Raw genomic sequence first — 17,969 nt, 5'->3', positions numbered from 1 at the left:
GAGCGTCGTCATGTCCCAGTCGCCATCCCTGCATCAACTGCAAGAGCTCAACCCATTCCTGCGTCGCCACCTGGGCCCGGATGCCACGGAGCAGCAGGCCATGCTCAACGCGCTGGGTGTCGCCAGCCGCAGTGAGCTGATCGAGCAGACCGTACCGCCAGACATCCGCCTCAATCGCCCCCTCGACCTGCCGCCGGCACTGGACGAACAGGCCGCCCTGGCCAAGCTCGCCGGTTACGCCGGGCAGAACCAGGTCTGGACCAGCCTGATCGGCATGGGCTACCACGGCACCATCACCCCCACGGTCATCCTGCGCAACGTGCTGGAAAACCCGGGCTGGTACACCGCTTACACGCCTTATCAGCCCGAGATTGCCCAAGGCCGGCTGGAGGCGCTGCTGAACTTCCAGCAGATGGTCATCGACCTCACCGGGCTGGCCCTGGCCAATGCCTCGCTGCTCGACGAAGCTACCGCCGCCGCCGAGGCCATGGCCCTGGCCAAGCGGGTGGCGCGCAACAAGAGCAATGCCTTCTTCGCCGACGAGCACTGTCACCCGCAGACCCTGTCGGTACTCAAGACCCGTGCCGAGGGCTTCGGCTTCGAGCTGATCGTCGACTCTGTGGATAACCTTGGCAAACACGCGGTTTTCGGGGCCTTGCTGCAGTACCCGGATACCCACGGCGAGGTGCGCGACCTACGCCCGCAAATCGACCATTTGCACAGCCAGCATGCCCTGGCCTGCGTAGCCGCCGACCTGCTCAGCCTGGTGGTGCTGGCACCGCCTGGGGAGCTGGGTGCCGATGTGGTGCTGGGCTCGACCCAGCGCTTTGGTGTACCGATGGGCTATGGCGGCCCCCACGCGGCCTATTTCGCCTGCCGCGATGACTACAAGCGAGCCATGCCGGGGCGCATCATTGGCGTGTCGCGCGATGCCCGTGGCAACACCGCGTTGCGCATGGCCCTGCAGACCCGCGAGCAGCATATCCGCCGCGAGAAGGCCAACTCCAACATCTGCACGGCCCAGGTGCTGCTGGCCAACATTGCCGGCTTCTACGCGGTGTACCACGGCCCGGAAGGCCTGCAGCGCATTGCCCAGCGCGTGCACCGGCTGACCTTCATCCTGGCCGCCGGCCTCGAGGCCAAGGGCATCAAGCGCCTAAACCAGCACTTCTTCGACACCCTTACCCTGGACGTCGGCGGTGCCCAGGTGGCCATCATCGAAAGCGCCGAAGCTGCGCAGATCAACTTGCGCATCCTTGGCCGCGGGCATCTGGGCGTGAGCCTGGACGAGACCTGCTCGGAGCAGACGGTGCTGCGCCTGTTCGACATCTTCCTGGGGGTGGACCACGGCCTGGATATAGCCGCACTCGACCAGCTGGCCCTGCCCGAAGGCATCCCCGCCAGCCTGGTGCGGCGCACGCCGTTCCTCCCCCACCCGGTGTTCAACCTGCACCACAGCGAAACCGAGATGCTGCGCTACCTCAAGCAGCTCGAGAACAAGGACCTGGCGCTGAACCAGTCGATGATCCCGCTGGGTTCGTGCACCATGAAGCTCAATGCCACCAGCGAGATGATCCCCATCACCTGGCCTGGCTTTGCCCAGCTGCACCCGTTTGCCCCGGCGGCCCAGGCCACCGGCTACAAGGCGATGATCGACGAACTGGAAAGCTGGCTGTGCGCCATTACCGGTTTCGATGCCATCTGCATGCAGCCCAACTCCGGTGCCCAGGGCGAGTACGCCGGCCTGATGGCCATTACCCGCTACCACCGCAGCCGCCACCAGCCGCAACGCACGCTGTGCCTGATCCCGTCGTCGGCCCACGGCACCAACCCGGCGTCGGCGCAAATGGCCGGCATGGAGGTGGTGATCGTCGATTGCGACGACGATGGCAACGTCGACCTGGCCGACCTCAAGGCCAAGGCCCACTCGGCCGGGGATCGGTTGTCGTGCCTGATGATCACTTACCCGTCGACCCACGGCGTGTATGAAGAGGGGATTCGCGAAATCTGCGAAGTGGTCCACCAGCACGGTGGCCAGGTGTACATGGATGGCGCCAACCTCAATGCCCAGGTGGGCCTGGCGCGGCCGGCGGATATCGGCGCCGACGTTTCACACATGAACCTGCACAAGACCTTCTGCATCCCCCACGGTGGTGGCGGGCCGGGCATGGGCCCGATCGGCATTCGCGCGCACCTCAAGCCGTTCGTCGCCAGCCACCCGGTGGTGCCGGTACCCGGCCTGGACCCGAACAACAGCGCGGTCAGTGCGGCGCCCTGGGGCAGTGCGAGCATCCTGCCGATCAGCTGGATGTACATAGCCATGATGGGCCCGCAGCTGGCCGATGCCAGCGAGGTGGCGATCCTCTCGGCCAATTACCTGGCCAGCCAGCTAGGTGGGGCCTTCCCGGTGCTCTACCGCGGGCGAAACCAGCGGGTGGCGCATGAGTGCATCCTCGACCTGCGGCCGCTGAAGGCGCTGACCGGCATCAGCGAAGAGGACGTGGCCAAGCGCCTGATGGACTATGGCTTCCACGCGCCGACCATGTCGTTCCCGGTGCCGGGCACGCTGATGGTCGAGCCGACCGAGAGTGAGTCGAAGGCCGAACTGGACCGCTTCGTCGAGGCGATGCTGGCGATTCGGGCGGAAATTGGCGAAGTGCAGGAGGGCAACTGGCCGGCGGAGAACAACCCGCTCAAGCATGCGCCGCATACCCTGGCCGATGTGCTGGCGGTGTGGGACAGGCCCTACAGCCTGGAACAGGCGGTGGCGCCCAGTGCTCATGTGCGCCAGCACAAGTACTGGCCAGCGGTGAACCGGGTCGACAATGTGTATGGGGACAGGAATCTGTTCTGTGCTTGTGTGCCGGTGGAGGCTTACCGCTAATTGTGGTTTGCCTGTGCCGGCCTCTTCGCGGGTAAACCCGCTCCCACAGGGCTTGTACAAGTTTTGAATACTGTGCAGTACCTGTGGGAGCGGGTTCACCCGCGAAGCAGGCGACGCGGTTACTCGGCTACCGCATTCTTGGCCAGGATGGCATTGGCCAGTTCCATGTCGGAAGCCTGCATCCCCGGGTTCTCCGCGCGGGCCTGGCGAATCGCCGCTTCAAGGAACGGCCCGCGGATCGCGCCTTCGCTGGCCACGAAGCTGCCGGCGTCATCCTGCGCCGCCATCACCAGCTTGTGATCCCCGGAAGTCAGGTAGCTCGATGCCGTGGTAGCACCGGTAGTCATCACGTTACGCCAGAAGGTATCGGCCATGGCCGAGCCGATAGGCAGCGAAAGCAAGGCAGCGGCAGCGATGGCGGTTTTGAAACGCATGTTGAAACACCTCGAAGGGTGAGGGTTGAAGATGCGCGATTTGATCCTGCCACAGGGGTGCAAGTTCCTTGAATACAAAGGATTTTTGCTCAGGAACAGGCCCGTAGCACTTCCTCTTGGCGGGTCTGCCCGCAGGCTACCTTGGCTTCGCCGCAGCGGCGCAGATCGAGCAAGCCATCGGCCACGGCCTGGCGCCGCAAACTGGCCAGATCGCTGCCCGGGCCTATCAGGGCGCGCAGGCTGTCGCTGGGTATCAGCAGCTCGAACAACCCTGTGCGGCCATGGAACCCCGTGCCACGACAGGTACGGCATGGCTGCCCTTCGCGCAGCGCTGTATAACCCCGGCAATCCGCGCACAGTGTGCGCACCAACCGCTGGGCCATTACCCCAACCAGCGTTGCCTTGATCAGGTAGTCGGCCACACCCAGCTCCTGCAGGCGGGTGATCGCGCCGCAGGCGTCGTTGGTATGCAGGGTCGACAGCACCAGGTGCCCGGTCAGGGCTGCCTGCACCGCCACCAGGGCGGTCTCGCGGTCACGGATTTCGCCGATCATGATGATGTCCGGGTCCTGGCGCAGCATGGCCCGCACACCGTTGGCGAAACCCAGGTCCAGGGCGGGCTGCACCTGCAACTGGTTGAAGGTGGGATCCAGGCGCTCGATCGGATCTTCGATGGTGCACAGGTTGACCTGCGGCGTGGCCAGCAGCTTGAGGCTGGCGTACAGCGTGCTGGTCTTGCCGGACCCGGTGGGGCCGGTGACCAGGATGATGCCCTGGCGCTGGCGCAGCAGGCCTTGCCACTGGTCCAGTTGTGGCCCATCCAGGCCCAGCCGGTCGAAGCCTTCTTGCAGCTGTTGCGGGTCGAACAGGCGCAGCACCAGTTTTTCGCCGAACGGGGTCGGCAAGGTCGACAGCCGCAGTTCCACCTCGCCGCCGCCAGGCAGGCGGCTTTGCAGCCGGCCATCCTGCGGCCGGCGCTTTTCGGCGACGTCCATGCGCCCCAGGTGTTTCAGGCGGCTGACCAGCGCCAGGGTCACCCCGGCGGGGAAGGCATAGACGTTGTGCAGCAGGCCGTCGATGCGGTAGCGCAGCTGGCCCTGCTCGCGGCGTGGTTCCAGGTGGATATCGCTGGCGCGTTGCTCGATGGCGTACTGCAGCAGCCAGTCGACGATATGCACGATGTGCGCGTCGTCCGCACTGGCCTCGGCCTGGCGCTTGCCCAGCTCCAGCAGCTGTTCGAGTTCGCCCAGGCTGGCTGACTGCTGGTGTTGCGCACCCTTTACCGATTGGGCCAGGCGGTGGAACGACTGCCCTGCCTGGCGGACCTGCTGCGGGTTGGCCAGCACGCGATGGATCGGCCGGCCCAGGCTGCGGGTGAGGTCGGCCAGCCAGTCGTCCTGGTAGGGCTGGGCGCTGGCGACGGTGACGCTGGAGGCGTCGGCGGCGACGATAAGAATGCCGTGGCGCTGGGCGAAGGCCGGGGATATCAGGCCGGTGACCTGGGGCAGGTCCAGTTGCAGCGGGTCGATGCGCAGGTAGGGCTGGCCGACCTTGTTGGCCAGCCATTGGCAGAGGCGGTCCAGGTCCAGGGGCTGGCCAGGGTGTCGGCGGTCTTCCAGGGCGCAGGCGGCGATCTGTTCCAGCGGGTGGGCGGTGGGGTGATTGGCGGCGTGCTCGAGTACCGGGAGGGTGTCGTTGGCGTGCAGGTGCTGGTCGGCGAGCAAGGCCTGGAGCAGGAGCTTGAGGTCGAGTGCCGGGTTGTCGGGGGTGTGCATGGTTGGCGTCCGTGCCTGATAGGGGAGTGCTGATCAAGGCTAGCCGGGCGAGGGAGGGTTACCGAGGGTGAAAGGTTTCGGAATCTTGCAGTGCCTGTACTGGCCTCTTCGCAGGTAAACCCGCTCCCACAGGACCGCACAAACCTGAATGTTGCGCAGTACCTGTGGGAGCGGGTTTACCCGCGAAGAGGCCGGCACAAGCACCGAGCATGGCTCAGACCACCGCCAGCTCCACCCGCTGCAGGTTGCTCAGGCTCACTTCACCCACACACACCAGGTTACGCAGTTTCTGCGCAATCACCTCGGCCCGGTGCCAGCTCAGGCCGCCGATGCCGACCTCGATATCCAGCCAGTCATCCTGTTGGCTGACCTGCACGCTGTGCGGGGTCAGGAACTGCAGGGCAAACAGGTTGAGCACCCGGCACAGGCTGTCAGGCTCGGCCTCGGCCTGCAGGCGATAGTGCACGGTGCTATGGGCGCTGCTGGCGGCCCAGGCGTCGGTACGGGGCTGTGCGTTCATGCTGGTCTCCGCAAATGTGGGAGAAATTCTTGCACGTTGGCGGCGGTATTTTTTCGCTATGATTTGATCATTTCGCTGTATTGGCGAATTGTTCTATTCATGAAGTGCTGTTCAGGAGAATTATTGATGCACAGCGAGCTGGACTCCTACGACCGCCGTATCCTCGAACTGCTGCAGGAGGACGCTTCTCTGTCCAGCGCGCAGATCGCAGAACGCGTGGGGCTGTCGCAATCGCCGTGCTGGCGGCGTATCCAGCGGTTGAAGGAGGAGGGGGTGATTCGCGGGCAGGTGACCTTGCTGGACCGCAAGAAGGTCGGCCTGAACACGCAGATATTCGCCGAGGTGAAACTGAACGCCCACGGGCGCTCCAACTTCACCGAGTTCACCGACGCAATCCGCGGGTTTCCGGAGGTGCTGGAGTGTTATGTGCTGATGGGGTCGGTGGACTTTCTGTTGCGCATCGTCACCCCGGATATCGAGGCTTATGAACGGTTCTTCTTCGAAAAACTGTCGAACGTGCCGGGGATACAGGAGGTGAACTCGATCGTGGCGCTGTCGGAGATCAAGTCCACCACCAGCCTGCCACTTTCGCGGTAAGACCGTTTCAGACCCGCTGACGCGGTCCCTGTAGGAGCGGCCTTGTGTCGCGAAAGGGGCGCGAAGCGCCCCCAGGCTTTGTGCACCAAGCAGATATTGCCGGGGCCGCTGTGCGGCCCTTTCGCGACACAAGGCCGCTCCTACAAAGGCTGCGTCAGCCTTCAGAAGGGTTCACGCCTTGAGCAAGTGCTTCCAGCCGCGGCTCTGGTCCACCGCACGAGCCTGTTCGATACGCGCTTCCAGCACTTCATCGCTGATCGGCTGTTCAGCCAGCTCATGCAGCTTCTTCAGGTCGCCATACAGGCGGTCCATCTGCGGCGCTTCCAGCACCTGACGGGCATGGTGCAGCCAGGCCAGCAGCTGCTCGATACGCGGCAGTTGCTCGGCCAGGTCTTCCGGACGCTGGGTGTACAGCGGCAGTTTCAACGCTCGGCCTTCTTCGCCCAGCAGGTGCGCCAGCCAGCTTGCCAGCTGCGCCTTGCCCTGGCGCTCGCCACGGCCTTTGCGCTCCACGGTCCAGGCACGGGCCAGCAGCCAGCGCGAGGTTTCCAGCGAGAACTGGCCCCAGCGCACGTCCTCCAGCTCTTCGGCGAACTGCTCGGGGGCGGCGCGGCGGATATCTTCGTCTTCGTTGCCAGCCTGCACCAGCGGGCGCCAGTCTTCGAGCAGGGCGTCGAGGCTGCTGCGCAGGTCGCGGGTGGTGGCGCGCGGCGCGGCCTGGCCCAGGCTGGCGGTAATGGCACGCAGCTCGCTCAGGCACTCGACCCAGTCTTGCAGCAGGCGCCAGTGGCCGTTGTGGCGGTATTGCTCGGCCAGGCGCTGGCTGCTGCCCAGCAGTTGCCAGGCCAGTGCGGCGTAGGCGTCGTCCACGGCCATTTCGGCTTCCAGCTCGGTGTGCGGCAGGCCCAGCTCGTAGCTGTCCGGCTCCAGCAGGCGGTAACCACGCTCGGCCTTGCTGATGTCGCATGGCATCAACGGCAGGCTGGCGGCCAGCTCTGCGGCCAGTTCCAGCAGTGCCTGCGGCTCGCCTTCACGCAGTTCCAGTTCCAGCTCGCAGATTTCTTCCTTGCGCTTGCCGGCGATCACGAAACCCTGGTCCAGCGCGGCCTCGATCACCACCTTGCTCTTGCCACGGCCCCAGGCGATTTCGGCGTATTCACGGCTGAAGTCGGTGGTGAACAGCGGCTTGATGGTCTTTTTGTCCAGGTTGGCCAGTTGCGCGGGCCAGCAGCTGTCGTCGAGCTTCTTCAGGTCGAGCTTGACCTTGTCCAGCTGCCATTCGTGCTCGTTGCGCTCGGACAGGCCGGCCACGCTGGTGCCGCGGCACTTGAGGGTCTGGATGATGGCCTCGCCATCGCGGCGCAGGCGCAGGGCGACACGGGCGGCGGAGAGCTCGCGCTCGGGGGTGTCGAAGTACTGGTTGAGCAGTTCGCGGGTCTGCCAGCCGGACTTGTTGCGCTTCTTCAGCAGAGGGTGCTCGCGCAGGGCGGCAAGGGTCTCGCGGCTGGCGCGGAGCTTGAGTTCGGTTTCTTTGTGCATCACAGGCTCGAAGGAGGGGGCGTGGTTGCCCAGCAGTCTACAGGAGTCGGCTCTCGTCTGTTGGATCGTGGTGGCCTTCTTCGCGGGTGAACCCGCTCCCACAGGTACTGTGTAGCCCTCAGGTGTAGCGCTTTCCCTGTGGGAGCGGGTTTACCCGCGAAGAAGCCCACACGGTTGGACGGCATTGCTATGATGGGCAACGCTTCCGAGGAGTACGCGCATGCCGTTGCCGACGCTGAAAGACCAGTTCGCCGCCCTGATCGCCGCGCCCTCGGTCAGTTGCACCCAGCCTGCGCTGGACCAGTCCAACCGCCAGGTCATCGACCTGCTGGCCGGCTGGCTGGGCGACCTGGGTTTCAAGTGCGACATCCAGCAGGTCAGCCCCGGCAAGTTCAACCTGCTGGCCAGCCGTGGCACCGGCCCGGGTGGCCTGGTGCTGGCGGGGCACAGCGACACCGTACCCTATGACGAACAGCTGTGGGCCAGCGACCCGCTGAAGCTGACCGAAACCGATGGCCGCTGGGTCGGCTTGGGCAGCTGCGACATGAAGGGCTTCTTCGCCCTGGTCATCGAGGCGGTCATCCCACTGCTGGAGCACGATTTCAAGCAGCCGCTGCTGATCCTCGCCACCTGTGACGAAGAAAGCTCCATGTCCGGTGCCCGCGCCCTGGCCGAGGCCGGCCAGCCACTCGGCCGTGCGGCGGTGATCGGCGAGCCCACCGGGCTGCGGCCGATCCGCATGCACAAGGGTATCCTCATGGACCGAATCGACATCCTCGGGCGCAGCGGCCACTCCTCGGACCCAAACCTGGGCCGCAGCGCCATGGAGGCCATGCACGCGGTGATGGGCGAGCTGATGGGCCTGCGCCAGCAATGGCAGCAAACCTACCGCAACCCGCAGTTCACCGTACCGACCCCGACCATGAACTTCGGCTGCATCCACGGCGGCGACAACCCCAACCGTATCTGCGGCCAATGTGCCCTGGAGTTCGACCTGCGCCCACTGCCAGGCATGGATGTGGAGCAACTGCGCGCAGCCATCCGCGGCAAGCTGGTACCGGTGGCAGAGCGTTTTGAGGTGCGCATCGACTATGCGCCGCTGTTCCCGGAGGTGCCGCCATTCGAGCAGGCCGCCGACGCCGAGCTGGTGCAAGTGGCGGAGCGCCTGACCGGCCATCGCGCCGAAGCGGTGGCGTTCGGCACGGAAGCGCCTTATCTTCAGCAACTGGGTTGCCAGACCATCGTGCTGGGCCCCGGCGACATCGCCTGTGCCCACCAGCCCGGCGAATACCTGGAAATGTCACGAATCGAGCCTACCGTGCGTCTATTGCGTGACCTGATCCGGCACTATTGCCTGGACTAAACGTCAACCGAACTGTTTCGTTCCTGCCTAGAGGAGACCGCGCGTGACCGCAAGCCTGTTCCGACGATGATCCTGAACGCCCCCTGTATCGCCGTTCTCCGTCCACTTATCCACAGGCCCTGTCATGCCCGACTACGTCAACTGGCTGCGTCATGCCTCCCCGTATATCAATGCCCATCGCGACTGCACCTTCGTGGTCATGCTCCCTGGCGATGGGGTGGAACACTCTAATTTCGGCAACATCGTCCACGACCTGGTGCTGCTGCACAGCCTGGGCGTGCGCCTGGTGCTGGTGCATGGCTCGCGCCCGCAGATCGAAAGCCGCCTGGCTGATCGCGGCCTGACCCCGCACTACCACCGTGGCCTGCGCATCACCGATGCCGCCACCCTGGATTGCGTGATCGATGCCGTCGGCGCCTTGCGCCTGGCCATCGAGGCACGCCTGTCGATGGACATCGCCGCTTCGCCGATGCAGGGCTCGCGCCTGCGCGTGGCGTCCGGCAACCTGGTCACGGCGCGGCCGATCGGCGTGCTCGAAGGCGTGGACTACCACCACACCGGCGAAGTGCGCCGGGTCGACCGCAAGGGCATCAGCCGCCTGCTCGACGAGCGCTCCATCGTGCTGTTGTCGCCGCTGGGCTACTCGCCCACGGGTGAAATCTTCAACCTGGCCTGCGAAGACGTGGCCACCCGCGCCGCCATAGAACTGGGTGCCGACAAGCTGCTGCTGTTCGGTGCCGAGCCGGGCCTGCTGGATGCCGATGGCAAGCTGGTGCGTGAGCTGCGCCCGCAGCAGGTTGCCCCGCATCTGCAGCGCCTGGGCAGCGATTACCAGGGCGAATTGCTGGATGCCGCGGCCGAAGCCTGCAAAGGCGGCGTGGCGCGCAGCCATATCGTCAGCTATGCCGAGGACGGCGCCTTGCTGACCGAGCTGTTCACCCGTGGTGGTGGCGGCACGCTGGTGTCGCAGGAACAGTTCGAAGTGGTGCGCGAGGCGACCATCGAGGACGTGGGCGGTTTGCTGGAACTGATCAGCCCGCTGGAAGAGCAGGGCATACTGGTGCGCCGTTCGCGTGAGGTGCTGGAGCGGGAGATCGAGCAATTCAGCGTGGTCGAGCGCGAGGGCATGATCATCGCCTGTGCGGCGTTGTACCCGATTGCCGACTCCGACGCCGGCGAACTGGCGTGCCTGGCGGTGAACCCGGAATACCGCCATGGCGGGCGTGGCGACGAGCTGCTGGAGCGCATCGAAAGCCGGGCGCGGCAGTTGGGGCTGAACACCCTGTTCGTGCTGACGACGCGTACTGCGCACTGGTTCCGCGAACGCGGGTTTGCGCCGAGCGGGGTCGAGCGGCTGCCAGCGGCGCGGGCTTCGCTGTACAACTACCAGCGCAATTCGAAAATCTTCGAGAAGCCCTTGTAAACCTGTACTGGCCTCTTCGCGGGTGAACCCGCTCCCACAGGATCTTCACCGGACCTGAGGCCGGCGCGGTCCCTGTGGGAGCGGGTTTACCCGCGAAGCAGGCGACACCGATCTCGAACAAGAACGCCGCCCTTGTGGGCGGCGTTTTCGTTTACACGGTATGCAGGTACCAGTTGTACTCGAGGTCGGAGATCGAGTGCTCGAACTCCTCCAGCTCGCTCTCCTTGCACGCGACGAAGATGTCGATGTACTTCGGATCGATGTACTTGTTCAGGATCTCGCTGTCGTCCAGCTCGCGCAGGGCATCGCGCAGGTTGTTCGGCAGGCTCTGCTCCAGCTGCTCGTACGAGTTGCCTTCGATCGGCTCACCCGGCTCTACCTTGTTGGTCAGGCCATGGTGCACGCCGGCCAGTACGGCGGCCATCATCAGGTACGGGTTGGCGTCGGCACCGGCCACGCGGTGCTCGATGCGTACGGCGTCCGGCGAGCCGGTCGGCACGCGCAGGGCCACGGTGCGGTTGTCCAGGCCCCAGCTTGGCGCGTTCGGTACATAGAACTGCGCGCCGAAGCGGCGGTACGAGTTGACGTTCGGGCAAAGGAACGCCATGGACGCGGGCAGGGTCTCGAGCACACCGCCGACAGCGTGACGTAGCGCGGCGTTCTGCTCGGGATCCTCGCTGGTGAAGATGTTGTTGCCATCTTTGTCCAGCACGGAAATGTGTACATGCAGGCCGTTCCCTGCCTGGCCCGGGTAGGGCTTGGCCATGAAGGTGGTGTCCATTTCATGGTCGTAGGCGATGTTCTTGATCAACCGCTTGAGCAGTACTGCATAGTCGCAGGCCTTGAGCGGGTCGGCCACGTGGTGCAGGTTGACTTCGAACTGCGCCGGGGCGCTTTCCTTGACGATGGCGTCGGCCGGGATGCCTTGCTCCTTCGCGCCTTCCAGGATGTCCTGCAGGCAGTCGGCGTATTCGTCGAGGTCGTCGATCAGGTACACCTGGGTCGACTGCGGGCGCTTGCCCGAAATTGGCGAGCGCGGTGGCTGCGGGCGACCGTTCACGTTCTCCTGGTCGATCAGGTAGAACTCCAGCTCGAACGCGGCACAGATGGTCAGGCCCAGTTCGTCGAACTTGCTCACCACCTGACGCAGCACTTCACGCGGGTCGGCGAAGAACGGCTCGCCTTCGAGCTCGTGCATGGTCATCAGCAGCTGAGCGGTAGGGCGCTTTTGCCACGGCTCGTTACAGAGGGTGTCAGGGATTGGATAGCAGATGCGGTCAGCATCGCCGATGTCCAGGCCCAGCCCGGTGCTTTCAACGGTGGAACCGTTGATGTCCAGGGCGAAGAGGGAGGCAGGCAGGTTGATGCCTTTCTCGTAAACCTTGTGGAGGCTGGTGCGCTCTATGCGCTTGCCACGCACCACACCATTCATATCTGCAATCAGAAGGTCAACGTAGAGAACCTCAGGATGTTCCTTAAGGAACGCGTTCGCTTCGTTAAGCTGAACGGCACGCGGGGGTACCGACATGATGCAACACCTTTGTTGTTAAAAATATCAATCAAGGGGGGCTTGCAAGACCAGTCAATCGAAAAGACAAACTGATGTCAAGCCAACCCCATGATGCCCTGAAATGGCACATCGACGGCAGATTTGCTGCATATCGGGGCAAGCCATTATCCGCTATTTCCCTCGCAAAGGGCTATCTCCGACCAGCCGTGTTTTATTTTTTACGGAGGTGTTGTGTAAAAAAATGAACAAGGCTAAGCTCGGTCTCAACCCAGAACACAATAATACGAGGGTCACATGGTCCGCTTGCCGAGACCTGAAAGTACTGCCTGCGCAGTGCCATCGGGTACATCCGTCATTTTTGCAAGCTTCGTCAACGGCGTGGCCGCCCTGGCCGCAATAATTGACGTTTGGTGCTCCCGGACCTGCCCTCGCAGCGGCTTGCCGCCCTTCGTTTCGTCTTCCTGCCTTTCGAACTCATTACGGACACACTTGTTTTCAGTGTATCCACTGCGGCTCTGCGCGGGGGTTTTTGCTTTAGCAATGTACTCCATCCAGAATCAGTGCGCGGACCACCTTACCTCCTGAGGTATTTATGAGTAACAACCTCGACCAGCTCACCGATTGGTTGAAAGAGCACAAGATCACCGAAGTCGAATGCATGATCAGTGACCTGACCGGCATCACGCGCGGCAAGATTTCGCCTACCAACAAGTTCATCGCCGAAAAAGGCATGCGCCTGCCCGAGAGCGTGCTGCTGCAGACCGTGACCGGCGACTACGTCGACGACGACATCTATTACGAACTGCTGGACCCGGCGGACATCGACATGATCTGCCGCCCCGACGAGAACGCCGTGTTCCTGGTGCCATGGGCCATCGAGCCGACCGCCCAGGTGATCCACGACACCTACGACAAGAAGGGCAACCCGGTCGAACTGTCGCCGCGCAACGTGCTGAAGAAAGTCCTCAAGCTATACGCCGACAAGGGCTGGCAGCCGATCGTCGCGCCGGAGATGGAGTTCTACCTGACCAAGCGCAGCGAAGACCCGGACTTCCCGCTGCAGCCCCCGGTAGGCCGTTCGGGCCGCCCGGAAACCGGCCGTCAGTCGTTCTCGATCGAAGCCGCCAACGAATTCGACCCGCTGTTCGAAGACGTCTACGACTGGTGCGAACTGCAGCAGCTGGACCTCGACACGCTGATCCATGAAGACGGCACGGCGCAGATGGAGATCAACTTCCGTCATGGCAACGCCCTGCACCTGGCCGACCAGATCCTGGTGTTCAAGCGCACCATGCGCGAGGCCGCGCTCAAGCACAATGTGGCCGCCACCTTCATGGCCAAGCCCATGACCGGCGAGCCAGGCAGTGCCATGCACCTGCACCAGAGCGTGGTCGACGTGGCCACCGGCAAGAACATCTTCAGCAACGACGACGGCAGCATGAGCGAACTGTTCCTGCACCACATCGGTGGCCTGCAGAAGTTCATCCCCGAGGCGTTGCCGCTGTTCGCCCCCAACGTCAACTCGTTCCGCCGCTTCCTGCCCGACACCTCGGCGCCGGTGAACGTGGAATGGGGCGAGGAAAACCGTACCGTCGGCCTGCGCGTGCCGGACGCCGGCCCGCAAAGCCGCCGGGTCGAGAACCGCCTGCCAGGCGCCGACGCCAACCCTTACCTGGCCATCGCCGCCAGCCTGCTGTGTGGCTACATCGGCATGGTCGAAGGCATCGACGCCAGCGCGCCGGTGCAGGGCCGTGGCTACGAACGCCGCAACCTGCGCCTGCCACTGACCATCGAAGATGCCCTGGAACGCATGGAAAACAGCCGTGCACTGGTGCAGTACCTGGGCAAGAAGTTCATCACCGGCTACGTCGCCACCAAGCGCGCCGAGCACGAGAACTTCAAGCGAGTCATCAGTTCCTGGGAGCGTGAGTTCCTGCTGTTTGCTGTCTGATCAACTTGGTGCCGCAGGACGCGGCTGTCGAACAACGGAGAAGCACATGAGCGTCAACAACCCGCAAACCCGTGAATGGCAAACCCTGAGCGGGGAGCATCACCTCGCGCCCTTCAGCGACTACAAGCAGCTGAAGGAGAAGGGGCCGCGCATCATCACCAAGGCCCAGGGTGTGCATTTGTGGGATAGCGAGGGGCACAAGATCCTCGACGGCATGGCTGGCCTGTGGTGCGTGGCTGTGGGCTATGGCCGGGAAGAACTGGTGCAGGCGGCAGAAAAGCAGATGCGCGAGCTGCCGTACTACAACCTGTTCTTCCAGACTGCCCACCCGCCTGCGCTGGAACTGGCCAAGGCGATCTCCGACGTGGCGCCTCAAGGCATGACCCATGTGTTCTTCACCGGCTCCGGCTCCGAAGGCAACGACACCGTGCTGCGCATGGTCCGCCATTACTGGGCACTGAAAGGCAAGCCACAGAAGCAGACCATCATCGGCCGCATCAACGGCTACCACGGCTCCACCGTGGCTGGCGCCAGCCTGGGCGGCATGAGCGGCATGCACGAGCAGGGCGGCCTGCCGATTCCTGGCATCGTGCATATCCCGCAGCCTTACTGGTTTGGCGAAGGCGGCGACATGACCCCGGATGAGTTCGGGCTGTGGGCGGCCGATCAGCTGGAGCAGAAAATCCTCGAAGTCGGCGAAGACAACGTCGCCGCCTTTATCGCCGAGCCGATCCAGGGCGCCGGCGGCGTGATCATCCCGCCGGAAACCTACTGGCCGAAGGTGAAGGAGATCCTCGCCAAGTACGACATCCTGTTCGTCGCCGACGAAGTGATCTGCGGTTTCGGCCGTACCGGCGAGTGGTTCGGCTCCGACTACTACGACCTCAAGCCCGACCTGATGACCATCGCCAAGGGCCTGACTTCCGGTTACATCCCCATGGGCGGTGTGATCGTGCGTGACACCGTGGCCCAGGTACTCAGCGAAGGCGGCGACTTCAACCACGGCTTCACCTACTCCGGCCACCCGGTAGCGGCCGCCGTGGGCCTGGAAAACCTGCGCATCCTGCGTGACGAGAAAATCGTCGAGAAGGCGCGCACAGAAGCGGCACCTTATTTGCAAAAGCGTTTGCGTGAGCTGCAGGACCACCCTCTGGTGGGCGAGGTACGCGGCCTGGGTCTGCTCGGCGCGATCGAGCTGGTCAAGGACAAGGCCACCCGCAGCCGTTACGAAGGCAAGGGCGTGGGCATGATCTGCCGCACCTTCTGCTTCGAAAACGGCCTGATCATGCGCGCGGTGGGTGACACCATGATCATTGCGCCGCCGCTGGTGATCAGCCATGCAGAGATCGACGAACTGGTGGAAAAGGCACGTAAATGCCTTGATCTGACGCTCGAAGCGATCCGCTGACAGTTTGCTAGGCTAGCGATGTGACATTAAGTCGTTACAAGGCCCTGCTTTCCTTGATACAGAGCCTTGTAACTTGCCAGACTAGCGACTGTTTCAGTCGCCGCGCGCTCTGCACCGTAGGTCCTGGCTGCTGAACAGATGGCTAAATAAAAAATTCTGGAGCATTACGCATGAATAAAATGGGCAAGACGTTGCTGGCCGCCGCCCTGATGGGTGCCATGGCTACCGCTGTTCAGGCTGAAGACAAGGTGTTGAACGTCTACAACTGGTCGGACTACATCGCTCCGGACACCATCGCCAAGTTCGAGAAACAGTCGGGCATCAAGGTCAAGTACGACGTCTTCGACAGCAACGAAACCCTCGAAGCCAAGCTGCTGGCAGGCAAGTCGGGCTATGACATCGTCGTGCCTTCGAACAACTTCCTGGCCAAGCAGATCAAGGCTGGCGTGTACGAGGAACTGGACCGCTCCAAGCTGCCGAACTGGAAGAACCTCGACCCAGACCTGCTCAAGGCCGTTGGCGATGCCAGCGACAAGGACAACAAGCACGCCTTCCCGTACATGTGGGGCTCGATCGGCATCGGCTACAACCCGGAGAAGGTCAAGGCCGCGCTGGGCGTGGACAAGATCGACTCGTGGGACGTGGTGTTCAAGCCTGAGAACATCGCCAAGCTCAAGAGCTGCGGCGTGAGCTTCCTGGATGCCCCGACCGAAATGCTGCCAGCTGCGCTGCACTACCTGGGCCTGCCGAGCAACAGCACCAAGAAGGAAGACCTGAAGGCCGCCGAGGACCTGTTCCTCAAGATCCGTCCTTCGATCACCTACTTCCACTCGTCCAAGTACATCGGCGACATGGCCAACGGCAATATCTGCGTAGCCGTCGGTTATTCGGGTGACCTGGAGCAGTCCAAGGCCCGTGCCCACGAAGCCGGCGACAAGGTCAAGGTGGACTACGTCATTCCGAAGGAAGGTGCCGGTACCTTCTACGACATGGTCGCCATCCCCAAGGATGCCGAGCATAAAGACGCTGCCTACCAGTTCATGAACTTCCTGATGCAGCCGGAAATCATGGCCGAGATCACCAACGCCGTGCGCTTCCCGAACGGCAACGCTGCCGCCACCCAGTTCGTGGACAAGGAAATCACCAGCGATCCGAGCATCTATCCGCCAGCTGAAGTCAAGAAGCAACTGTACGCGATCGCTGCGCCTGAAGCGTCTGCCCAGCGTGTGATCACCCGCAGCTGGACCAAGATCAAGTCGGGCAAATAAGCCCGATGCGGTACCTCTGGGCCGGGGAATCCCGGTCCAGAGCCAGTGAAAGGCAATTGATGATTGCGGCATCGAAGCTGCGAAGGTAAGTTGCGCGCCGGTTTTGCGTGTGCGGCAGCATTGTCGCTACCCAGGCACTGATTGTGAGGACCACCCACTTGTCCATTTCTGTATTCCGCAAGGCCTTGATGGCTGGAGCGGGCCTGACGCTGGCATGCAGCGTCCAAGCGGCGCCTACGGTGCACTTCTACAACTGGTCTGACTACGTCGGCCCGACCACACTCGCGGACTTCGAGAAAGCCACGGGCATCAAGCCCGTGCAAGACGTGTTCGACTCCAACGAAACCCTGGAAGGCAAGCTGCTGGCCGGCAACACCGGCTATGACGTGGTAGTGCCATCCAACCATTTCCTCGGCAAGCAGATCAAGGCGGGCGCGTTCCAGAAGCTCGACAAGAACCTGCTGCCCAATTATTCCAACCTGGACCCGGCGTTGATGAAACGCCTGGAAAAGAACGACCCGGGCAACCAGTACGCCGTGCCTTATCTGTGGGGCACCAACGGCATCGGTTACAACGTCGACAAGGTGAAGGCCGCGCTGGGCGTGGACACCATCGACTCCTGGGCGGTGCTGTTCGAGCCCGAGAACATGAAGAAGCTCGCCAAGTGCGGCGTGGCCTTCCTCGACTCGGCGGACGAAATGCTGCCGGCGGTGCTCAACTACATGGGGCTGGACCCCAACAGCACCAATGCCAAGGACTACCAGGCCGCCGAGAAGAAACTGCTGGCGGTACGCCCGTACGTGACCTACTTCCACTCGTCCAAGTACATCACCGACCTGGCCAACGGCGACATCTGCGTCGCGGCAGGTTTCTCGGGTGATGTGTTCCAGGCCAAGGCCCGCGCCGAAGAAGCGAAGAAGGGCGTGAACCTGGCCTACGCCATTCCCAAGGAAGGCGGCAACCTCTGGTTCGACGTGCTGGCGATCCCCAAGGACGCCAAGAACGTCAAAGAGGCGCATGCCTTCATCAACTATTTGCTGAAGCCTGAGGTTATCGCCCAGGTCAGTGATTACGTCGGTTACGCCAACCCGAACCCCAAGGCTGGCGACCTGATGGACCAGGCCGTGAGGACTGACGCCGCGGTTTACCCACCGCAGGAAGTGCTGGACAAGATGTTCGTGAACTCAGAGTTGCCACCCAAGGTGCAACGGCTGATGACCCGTAGCTGGACCAAGGTCAAGTCGGGCAAGTAAAAATCCAGGCCCGTGGCGGCACCTGTAGAACAGGGCTCGCGGGC

The 17,969-nt window shown here is 63.3% G+C and carries 14 protein-coding genes; 8 read left to right on the top strand and 6 right to left on the bottom strand.

Annotation, left to right across the window (positions count from 1 at the left end; all coding sequences use genetic code 11):
• Window positions 1-10 precede the first annotated feature (10 nt).
• Window positions 11-2,884 (top strand): aminomethyl-transferring glycine dehydrogenase, encoded by a 2,874-nt coding sequence (gene gcvP / locus ABNP31_RS25145; RefSeq protein WP_350012867.1) that lies wholly within the window; start codon window positions 11-13, stop codon window positions 2,882-2,884.
• Window positions 2,885-3,003: 119 nt separating this feature from the next.
• Here the strand turns inward: gcvP and ABNP31_RS25140 are convergent, their stop codons facing one another.
• The 3 genes from ABNP31_RS25140 to ABNP31_RS25130 form a co-directional block, all read right to left on the bottom strand.
• A complete protein-coding gene (locus tag ABNP31_RS25140) occupies window positions 3,004-3,318 on the bottom strand; it encodes a DUF2388 domain-containing protein (RefSeq protein ID WP_003259356.1) in 315 nt (104 codons plus the stop codon).
• Between the two features lie 89 nt (window positions 3,319-3,407).
• Complete coding sequence (locus tag ABNP31_RS25135) at window positions 3,408-5,093, bottom strand: GspE/PulE family protein (protein ID WP_350012866.1); 1,686 nt, start codon at window positions 5,091-5,093, stop codon at window positions 3,408-3,410.
• Window positions 5,094-5,307: 214 nt separating this feature from the next.
• Window positions 5,308-5,613 (bottom strand): hypothetical protein, encoded by a 306-nt coding sequence (locus tag ABNP31_RS25130; RefSeq protein WP_003259353.1) that lies wholly within the window; start codon window positions 5,611-5,613, stop codon window positions 5,308-5,310.
• A gap of 126 nt (window positions 5,614-5,739) precedes the next feature.
• On the opposite strand from ABNP31_RS25130, the gene ABNP31_RS25125 reads away from it, so the two are divergent.
• Entirely contained in the window at window positions 5,740-6,210 is a 471-nt protein-coding gene (locus ABNP31_RS25125; RefSeq protein WP_350012865.1) for an Lrp/AsnC family transcriptional regulator, read from the top strand.
• 171 nt (window positions 6,211-6,381) lie between these two features.
• Here ABNP31_RS25125 and ABNP31_RS25120 read toward each other — a convergent pair whose 3' ends face one another.
• Entirely contained in the window at window positions 6,382-7,749 is a 1,368-nt protein-coding gene (locus ABNP31_RS25120; RefSeq protein ID WP_003259352.1) for a CYTH domain-containing protein, read from the bottom strand.
• A gap of 220 nt (window positions 7,750-7,969) precedes the next feature.
• Here ABNP31_RS25120 and argE point away from each other — a divergent pair, with 220 nt between their 5' ends.
• Together argE and argA are read left to right on the top strand one after the other, a co-directional pair.
• Window positions 7,970-9,112 carry an acetylornithine deacetylase gene (argE, locus tag ABNP31_RS25115; RefSeq protein WP_350012864.1) on the top strand — a complete coding sequence of 381 codons (1,143 nt, stop codon included), beginning with the start codon at window positions 7,970-7,972 and terminating at the stop codon, window positions 9,110-9,112.
• 124 nt (window positions 9,113-9,236) lie between these two features.
• Window positions 9,237-10,535 carry an amino-acid N-acetyltransferase gene (gene argA / locus ABNP31_RS25110; protein ID WP_350012863.1) on the top strand — a complete coding sequence of 433 codons (1,299 nt, stop codon included), beginning with the start codon at window positions 9,237-9,239 and terminating at the stop codon, window positions 10,533-10,535.
• A 151-nt stretch (window positions 10,536-10,686) separates the two neighbouring features.
• Here argA and ABNP31_RS25105 read toward each other — a convergent pair whose 3' ends face one another.
• Together ABNP31_RS25105 and ABNP31_RS25100 are read right to left on the bottom strand one after the other, a co-directional pair.
• Window positions 10,687-12,063, bottom strand: a complete 1,377-nt coding sequence (locus tag ABNP31_RS25105; protein WP_003259348.1) for a glutamine synthetase family protein — start codon at window positions 12,061-12,063, stop codon at window positions 10,687-10,689.
• Between the two features lie 272 nt (window positions 12,064-12,335).
• Entirely contained in the window at window positions 12,336-12,596 is a 261-nt protein-coding gene (locus ABNP31_RS25100; RefSeq protein WP_015272221.1) for a hypothetical protein, read from the bottom strand.
• A gap of 41 nt (window positions 12,597-12,637) precedes the next feature.
• On the opposite strand from ABNP31_RS25100, the gene ABNP31_RS25095 reads away from it, so the two are divergent.
• From ABNP31_RS25095 to ABNP31_RS25080, 4 genes are all read left to right on the top strand, one after another.
• Window positions 12,638-13,996, top strand: a complete 1,359-nt coding sequence (locus ABNP31_RS25095; protein WP_013974708.1) for a glutamine synthetase family protein — start codon at window positions 12,638-12,640, stop codon at window positions 13,994-13,996.
• 46 nt (window positions 13,997-14,042) lie between these two features.
• The gene (locus tag ABNP31_RS25090; RefSeq protein WP_350012862.1) at window positions 14,043-15,404 is read left to right on the top strand and encodes an aspartate aminotransferase family protein; all 1,362 of its coding nucleotides are present in this window, start codon (window positions 14,043-14,045) and stop codon (window positions 15,402-15,404) included.
• Between the two features lie 170 nt (window positions 15,405-15,574).
• A complete protein-coding gene (locus ABNP31_RS25085) occupies window positions 15,575-16,672 on the top strand; it encodes a polyamine ABC transporter substrate-binding protein (RefSeq protein ID WP_025341036.1) in 1,098 nt (365 codons plus the stop codon).
• A 158-nt stretch (window positions 16,673-16,830) separates the two neighbouring features.
• A complete protein-coding gene (locus tag ABNP31_RS25080) occupies window positions 16,831-17,925 on the top strand; it encodes a polyamine ABC transporter substrate-binding protein (RefSeq protein ID WP_137162632.1) in 1,095 nt (364 codons plus the stop codon).
• The last annotated feature ends 44 nt before the right edge of the window (window positions 17,926-17,969 follow it).

This window comes from Pseudomonas asiatica (assembly GCF_040214835.1).
Lineage (GTDB): Bacteria > Pseudomonadota > Gammaproteobacteria > Pseudomonadales > Pseudomonadaceae > Aquipseudomonas > Aquipseudomonas putida_Z.
The sequence above is the reverse complement of the archived record's forward strand: the minus strand, read 5'-3'. Positions and strand labels throughout refer to the sequence as shown.